General features: G+C 37.3%; 5 protein-coding genes. 1 reads left to right on the top strand and 4 read right to left on the bottom strand.

The features are described 5' to 3' along the window. Positions 1-198 precede the first annotated feature (198 nt). The 3 genes from J8H85_RS18550 to J8H85_RS18540 form a co-directional block, all read right to left on the bottom strand. Entirely contained in the window at positions 199-1500 is a 1302-nt protein-coding gene (locus J8H85_RS18550; protein WP_209657167.1) for an amidohydrolase family protein, read from the bottom strand. A gap of 11 nt (positions 1501-1511) precedes the next feature. Further along, on the bottom strand, positions 1512-4487 hold the full coding sequence (locus tag J8H85_RS18545) for an amidohydrolase family protein (RefSeq protein WP_209657165.1): 2976 nt from the start codon (positions 4485-4487) through the stop codon (positions 1512-1514). Between the two features lie 79 nt (positions 4488-4566). Beyond that, the gene (locus tag J8H85_RS18540; RefSeq protein WP_209657163.1) at positions 4567-5634 is read right to left on the bottom strand and encodes a DUF3810 domain-containing protein; all 1068 of its coding nucleotides are present in this window, start codon (positions 5632-5634) and stop codon (positions 4567-4569) included. 246 nt (positions 5635-5880) lie between these two features. Between J8H85_RS18540 and J8H85_RS18535 the strand changes: the two genes are divergently transcribed. Beyond that, positions 5881-7341 carry an aminoacyl-histidine dipeptidase gene (locus J8H85_RS18535; RefSeq protein ID WP_209657161.1) on the top strand — a complete coding sequence of 487 codons (1461 nt, stop codon included), beginning with the start codon at positions 5881-5883 and terminating at the stop codon, positions 7339-7341. Between the two features lie 124 nt (positions 7342-7465). On the opposite strand, the gene J8H85_RS19230 is transcribed toward J8H85_RS18535, so the two are convergent. Beyond that, positions 7466-7549: IS3 family transposase (locus J8H85_RS19230; RefSeq protein WP_209656314.1), on the bottom strand; the 84-nt coding region annotated here is incomplete at its 5' end.

Here is a 7549-nt window from a genome sequence, read left to right as displayed (position 1 = left end):
AGTCTAAATCACATATTGAACATTAAAATTCAGAGCCTGTCTTAGTTCACTTTATTTCCTTTCTCTTTCTTAAATTTATAAAAACAAATCTAAAGGAGCTTGTCGAAACCGATATTGATTATCAATAATTTAAAAATATTTCGACAGGCTCAATATGACACAAAGTTACACTTTTCAAACAGCCTCTTTTTAGTTTTATTACTTATTGCTGTGTTTCCCCGAGTATCGTTTCCAGAGTTCCGTTTGATGCGTTTCTAAACTTATAAGGCGCCCATCAATAAATGCATGTGAAATGATATTGGTGCGCATATCTAAAGCATCGCCTTCCGAAATAAATAGCGTGGCACTTTTACCGGTTTCTAAAGAGCCGTATCTACCTTCAATCCCTAAAATTTTTGCTGGATTTAAAGTGATGAGCTGTAAAGCCTGTTCTTTGGTTAAGCCATGGGCTACAGTAGTACCAGCAAGGAAAGGCAGATTTCTTGTTTCTGCCCGTTCATGGGAGCCGCTACATTCCAATGCAACAAGAATTCCTTTGTCTGTTAGTAATTTTGCAGATTTATAGGGTAAATCATAGTCTTTATCTTCACCATCGGGTAATGAATGTATGCGCTGTAGTACTACCGACACATTGTTTTCTTTTAAAATATCGACAACTTTGTACGCATCTTCCCCACCAACAATAACCAGGTTTTTAATTTGGTTTTCTTTAGCGAAGTTTACGGCGTCAATAATCCCTTTTTCATCATCTATATGGATGTGCAATTTTTTTGAACCGTCAAAAACACCCTGTAAAGCTTCAAAAGGTAAATGCGTTTTTGTTTTATCTACATTGTTATGGGCAAGGGCATTTTTAAAATATGTAGTAACCTCAGTTACTTGTTCAGCGTATTTTTCATTTGGCTTTAAGGTTCTACTGCCTCCAAAGGAACGCGGGCCACGGGTAAAACTACTTGGCCAGTTTAAATGAATGGCGTCATCAATTTTTACGGCAGCATCTTCCCAGTTCCATGCATCAAATTGTACGATGGAAGAAGTTCCGGAAATACGCCCACTTCTAGGGGTAACCTGTCCTAAAAGCACCCCGTTTGGTCGCATAGATTCCACCACTTTAGATTCTGCATTGTAAGCTATCAAACTTCTAATGTGCGGATTCCATGTGCCCAATTCAGCCTCATCTTTAGAAGCTCTTACGGCATCAACTTCAACCAAACCTAATGTGGTATTTGGTATGATAAAACCAGGGTAAACATGCTTGCCATTGGCTTCAATGGTTTCCATGCCTGTTAAATCTATTTTGATAACCGAAGCATCTGCTACCGTGGTAATTTTTCCGTCTTTAAGAATAATTAAACTGTTTTCAATAATGTTTCCGTTGCCAATGTGAGCCGTTGCCCCCATAATGGCAATATCTTGGGTTTGTTTTGGAGCGGGTGTTTGTTGTGCTTTTGCAATCAAAGAACAGCAAAGTATGGATATGTATGTAATTAGAGTTTTCATTTTTTAATATTTTAGAATTCGTTATCCTCAGAATCACAATGAAGTAATTCTTTATCTTTCTTTTTGATGGGTTGAGTTTTTAGGCCTTTGTTTTTGGCTTGCATCATTAAGTTGATAAGCTCATTTTTTTCTTTTTGAATTTCAGCCCGCATCAGTTCATCCCGTTTTAAATCAAAATAGGTAACGCCTTCTATAATTGTTTTTTCTGCTTTGGTATATATTGAAAGTGGGTGGTCTGTCCACAATACCACATCGGCATCTTTTCCAACTTTTATGCTCCCAACTCTATGGTTTAAGTGTAAAAGTTTTGCGGGATTTAGGGTAACGAATTTCCATGCATCTTCTTCATTGATGCCTCCATATTTAACCGATTTTGCAGCTTCTTGATTTAATCTTCTGGACATTTCAGCATCATCACTGTTAATGGCCACAGTTACACCTGCATTGTGCATAATGGCGGCATTGTAGGGTATGGCATCGTTCACCTCAAATTTATAAGCCCACCAATCGCTGAAAGTAGAACCTCCAACACCGTGTTCCTTCATTTTGTCGGCTACTTTGTAACCTTCTAGAATGTGGGTAAATGTATTGATGTTGAAGTTGAATTTCTCAGCCACCTTCATAAGCATGTTAATTTCACTTTGTACATACGAGTGGCATGAAATGAAGCGTTCTTTGTTTAAAATTTCGGCTAAAACATCTAATTCAATGTCTTTTTTATAAGGTTTGCCGCTTTTCTTTAAGTCGTCATATGCTTTTGCTCGGGTAAAATAATCAATATAAACTTGTTCAACCCCCATACGCGATTGCGGAAACCTGGAATAACTACTCCAGTTGGATTGTTTTACGTTTTCGCCCAAAGCAAATTTGATGAATTTTGGCGTGTTTGTATAAATCAGGTTGTCTGCAGATTGTCCCCATTTGAGTTTAATAATGGCAGAACGCCCACCAATAGGGTTTGCAGACCCATGCAATACTTGAATGGATGTAACGCCACCTGCAAGGTTTCTGTAAATATTGATGTCTGTGTCATCTAGCACATCTTCAATACTCACTTCTGCGGATGAATTTTGCCCACTTTCATTTACCGAAGCTGTGGCTATATGCGAGTGTTCGTCTATAATGCCTGCTGTTAAATGTTTGCCTTTGGCGTCTATAACAGTAGCTTTAGAATCTGATAGATTTTTACCTATTTTGGCAATTTTACCGTCTTTTATAAGTACGTCTGTGTTTTCTAAAATGCCCTCGTTTTCGTTAGTCCAAACCGTAGCATTTTTAAATAATAGGGTTTGGGGTTTTGGCAATTCCTTAAACCCGTAAGCATTGTTGGGATAGGCTACAGGGTAGAATTTATCAACTGCTTCGTCGTAATCTTTATCTGTTTTTGGTTTTTCCTCATTCTCTTTTTTGCTAGCTGATGCATAAAAAGGATTTTCGTTACCGTTTGCCAATATGGATTTTCCGTTTAGATTATTGTTAGCGTCAACACGGGCTACAATTCTAATGAATTCCTGTTTTGTAGAATCGATGGTAGTCATGGAAATGTTTACCCAATCATCTGCATAATTTATTTTAGAACCTAAGGTTTTGTCATTAATGGTTATCTCTAATTTAGGTTTGCTCAATTCACCTTTAATGGTCATTTTATAAGCCTCACCAGCTATATTAAAGTTGTATTCGCCCCTAATGTCCTTTTTGTTTATGTCTTCAATAGCGGTTTTTTCACCTTGAACCCAGTTTTCATAAAGGATTGTTTTTTCATCAAATATATCACCGGAAGTAATTAAGAAATTGGCTAAACTTCCGTTTTTTAGCGACCCAATTAAATCTGATTTTCCTAAAATCTGTGCTGGACTGGTAGTAAGTGCTTCCAAAGCTTTTTCTTTAGAAAGACCTGCTTTTATTGCTTTCAATAGATGCTCTTTAAAATCTTTTGGAGATTTTAAATTATGGGTTGTGAATGCGAATTGAATATTGTTTTCAGCAAGAATTTTTGGATTGGATGGTTTTTGGTTCCATGCACGCATATCGCTTAAAGATAGGGTAGATGCAAAAAAGGGATTTTCAACATCATAGGCATCAGGAAAGTTAAGTGGTAATATAATTTTCGCATTTGTAGCTTTAATGTCTTTGATGCGTTCGTATTCATCGCCACCACCAAGCATTACATATTGAATACCGTAGGCATCTCCAACTTTATCAGCCCTCATAATATTTGCTCTACTGCCAGCTTCAAAAAATTGAACCAAGTTTTTATTTTTATTTAAGGCTTCTAATGAAAGGTCTTTGGTTTTTATTTGTCCTTTAGCATACCAGTCGGCATCAATATAAAGTTGTCTTAACAAAGCCATACTTCCCATAATGGAGGCTGGATACGATTGATTGGAGGTGGCACTTTTTTCAAATGATATGTATTGACCAGAATTTTGGTCAATTATTCTAAGTTCGTTGCCTTTTTCACTGTTTAAGGCAACCAAAGTACCTGTGCCCCTTACAATACCATCATGAATGTGCGTGTTAACTACCCCAAAACCAGCGTTCAGCAATTCGGTAGCAGATTTTGCATCGTATTTAAACCTTTCATGTGAATTGTTTTCGGGCATCACATGGTCATTCCAATAGTAGCCGCTTCTGGAAGGCTCATATTGGGCACTTCTGCCACTGGTTTCCCGCTTGGGTTTTTCAACACCAAAACTGGAGTAAATATCAATGAATGAAGGATAGATACTTTTGCCATCAACATTTATAACTACGGCATTTTTGGGAATGGTAACAGCAGATCCGGAATTTACAATTTTACCGTCTTTAATAAGTAAGGTACCTTTTTCAATAATTTGGGTAGGAGTTACGTAAATTTTTGCATTTGTAATGGCTGTGTAATTTGTGTTTGTTGCAGATACGCCATCGTTTTTTGGAAAGTAATCTTGTGAATTTAACAAATGGGTAGCGCATAATAAGGTTATAAAAACCAAATGTTTTTTTAGCATGGTTAAAAGTTTCAATTATTAACGCTAAAAGTAGAAAAATTAAGATTTAATTAAAGAATTATCAGTGTTTTTTAACTTTTCATAAAGATTTTTCAATAAAATAGTTAACCAATAAGGCAACAACATAGCTATAACTCTCCATGCCTTTGGCCTGTTTATTGGCTTTTAGGTACGAACTGTAGGTTATTTTTAAAATGGATTCTAAAGGGTTGTCATAAGCATCCCAAAACTCGCGGGCTTCTTTGTAATTATTTAAAACGCCCTTGTTTACGGTCTCGTAAAGTGTTTCAAATAAAGCTTCGTCACGCTTGTAAATTTCATTCAAACAAAAACGAAGTGCAAAGGTATAACCCGAATAATTAAAATAAATATCGTCATGGTTTATGGCGGCCAAACAGCCAATAAAATTAGCTTCATTTTCAGCAGCATACCCAAGTTGGTGTGCCATTTCGTGCGATGTGGTGGTGGGGAACATATACACAGGAATCAAAGCATCCACCTGCGCTTCGTTAGTCAAAGGATTCAAATACCCACTAAAACCCATATAAGTTAATGGGTAACTAAATAAGGATTTTTTAACACTGGCCGGTTGGTACTCCAACTTAGGAAAACTTTTTTTCAAATTTTCATAACCCAATGGCGCCATGTCTAACATCTCACTTTTGCTATACGGAATATCAATTTTCAACGTGTCGTTGCCAGCAATTTTAAAGTAAATGGCGTTCGATTTTTCTATCAACTTTTTAGTAACCGCTACCAATTGTTCCGTATTGTAATCGTGTTCTAAATTCAAACTTTTATGCAATGGCAATCGGTAATAATTCAAGGCCCAAAACAAATGAAACGCAAAATAGATAATAGACACCGTACTTAGCACATCAACCACCCATTGTTTGGTGTCTTTCCGCAGCCGTTTTCGGTTTGTGTAAACCCACCTAAAAATGTAAACAATGGCCAACGCATACACCAAATCTCCAAACGAAAACGGCAACCAACCCAACGCATACCTAAGCGCCTTAGAAATATATTGGTAAGCACCTTCGCTATAAAAGGTTTCAATAAATTCGGGGTAGTTAGATGCCCATTTTATCAATACGTACTGAGGGATCAGCAAAAGGGCAATAATCGTTTTTGTGTTTTTCGGCATGCTTCAAAAGTAATAAAAATTTGTACCTAATAGCCGTTGTTTGTTTATTAAGGTTTCTTACTGCTTTCGGCTATATCTTTCTGCGAAGCAGTCCCGAACTTGTTTCGGGATCTTATCAAATTAACTGGTTTTCATTAAGTTATTCTATGTCACCATTGTTTCGCAGAAAGGATGCCGCCTCAATTAGGAGTAGCTGCCAAAGTCCGTACCTTTTTGCTACCTTTACAAAACTTAAAAAAAAGCATCATGAATTCAGAAATAAGACAACTGCAACCAACCCAACTTTGGAATAAATTCGCCGATTTAAACGCGGTACCACGACCTTCAAAAAAAGAAGAACGCGTTATAGCCTTTATAAAAAACTTTGGCGAAAATCTGGGTTTGGAAACCATCGTAGACGAAGTAGGGAATGTTATTATTAAAAAACCAGCCACCCCCGGCATGGAAAACAGAACCACCGTGGTAATGCAGTCGCATTTGGATATGGTGCACCAAAAAAACAACGATACCGTTTTCGATTTTGATACCCAAGGCATTGAAATGTATGTAGATGGCGATTGGGTACGTGCCAAAGGAACCACTTTGGGTGCCGATAATGGTTTGGGCGTAGCCACCATAATGGCCATTTTAGAAAGTACAGACATTCCGCATCCAGCTATTGAAGCGTTGTTTACCATTGATGAAGAAACAGGTATGACGGGTGCCATGGGCTTAAAAGCAGGTTTGCTTACAGGTAGCATTTTATTGAATTTAGATACCGAGGAAGATGATGAAATAGGCGTAGGTTGTGCCGGTGGTATAGACGTTACGGCTACCAGAACCTATCAAGAAGAAGAAACCCCAGAATTTAAAATAGGGTTTAGCATTGAGGTGAAAGGTTTGCAAGGTGGGCACTCCGGCATGCAAATTCATGAAGGCTTGGGCAATGCCAATAAAATTATGAACCGCTTGTTGTTTGATGGTTTTGAGAATTTTGGTTTAAGAATTTCTGAAATTGATGGCGGAAGTTTGCGCAATGCCATCCCAAGGGAAAGTAAAGCCATAGTTGCCATAGATGCCATTCATGAAGAAACCTTTGTTTCAGAAATTAACGATTTGGCAGCAACCATAAAAACCGAGTTAAAAACCATGGAACCCGATTTAAAAATAGTGGTTTCTAAAGTGGAAACACCAAAAACCATTATGGATTTAGGCGTTCAAGAAGGGTTTACAAGAGCTTTGTATGCAGCACAAAATGGTGTGTACAGAATGAGTGCCGATATCCCCAATTTGGTGGAAACTTCCAATAATATTGCAAAAGTTGTGGTTAAAGAAGGAAACATTCATGTGGGTTGTTTAACACGTTCATCGGTTGAAAGTTCTAAACTCGATTTAGCCAATACATTACGTGCTACCTTTGAGTTAACAGGCTGCGAGGTGGAGTTTTCGGGCGATTACCCAGGGTGGACACCCAATATGCAATCGCCTATTTTAAAAGTGCTTTCCAAAATATATAAAGATATGAATGGGGAAGAAGCCCACGTTGCTGCATGTCATGCCGGATTGGAATGTGGAATTCTAGGTCAAAATTACCCCGATATGGATATGATTAGTTTTGGACCAAATATTAAAGGAGCACATTCACCTGATGAACGTGCTCAAATTTCATCAGCCCAAAAATATTGGAAGTTTGTTTTGGAGATTTTGAAGCATATTCCTGAGAAATAGAGTGTATTACAGGTGTTTTGTTTAGCGTGTTTGTATATGGTTTGTGCGTGGTTTAGCACTAAAGTAAGTAAATAAAAACCAGATAGAAAATAGAGTGAACCCAAAAGGTTAGACAAATTTATAATTAATTTTGATAATAATGAGCTCGATATTCAGTCGGGCTCATACCTTCTAAATTTAGTTTAATTCTTTCATTATTATAATACTT

The sequence above is a fragment of the Mariniflexile gromovii genome (assembly GCF_017814435.1).
In the GTDB taxonomy this organism is placed as follows: Bacteria; Bacteroidota; Bacteroidia; order Flavobacteriales; family Flavobacteriaceae; genus Mariniflexile; species Mariniflexile gromovii.
Note: the sequence above shows the minus strand (reverse complement) of the source record. Positions and strands in the feature narration are given on the sequence as shown.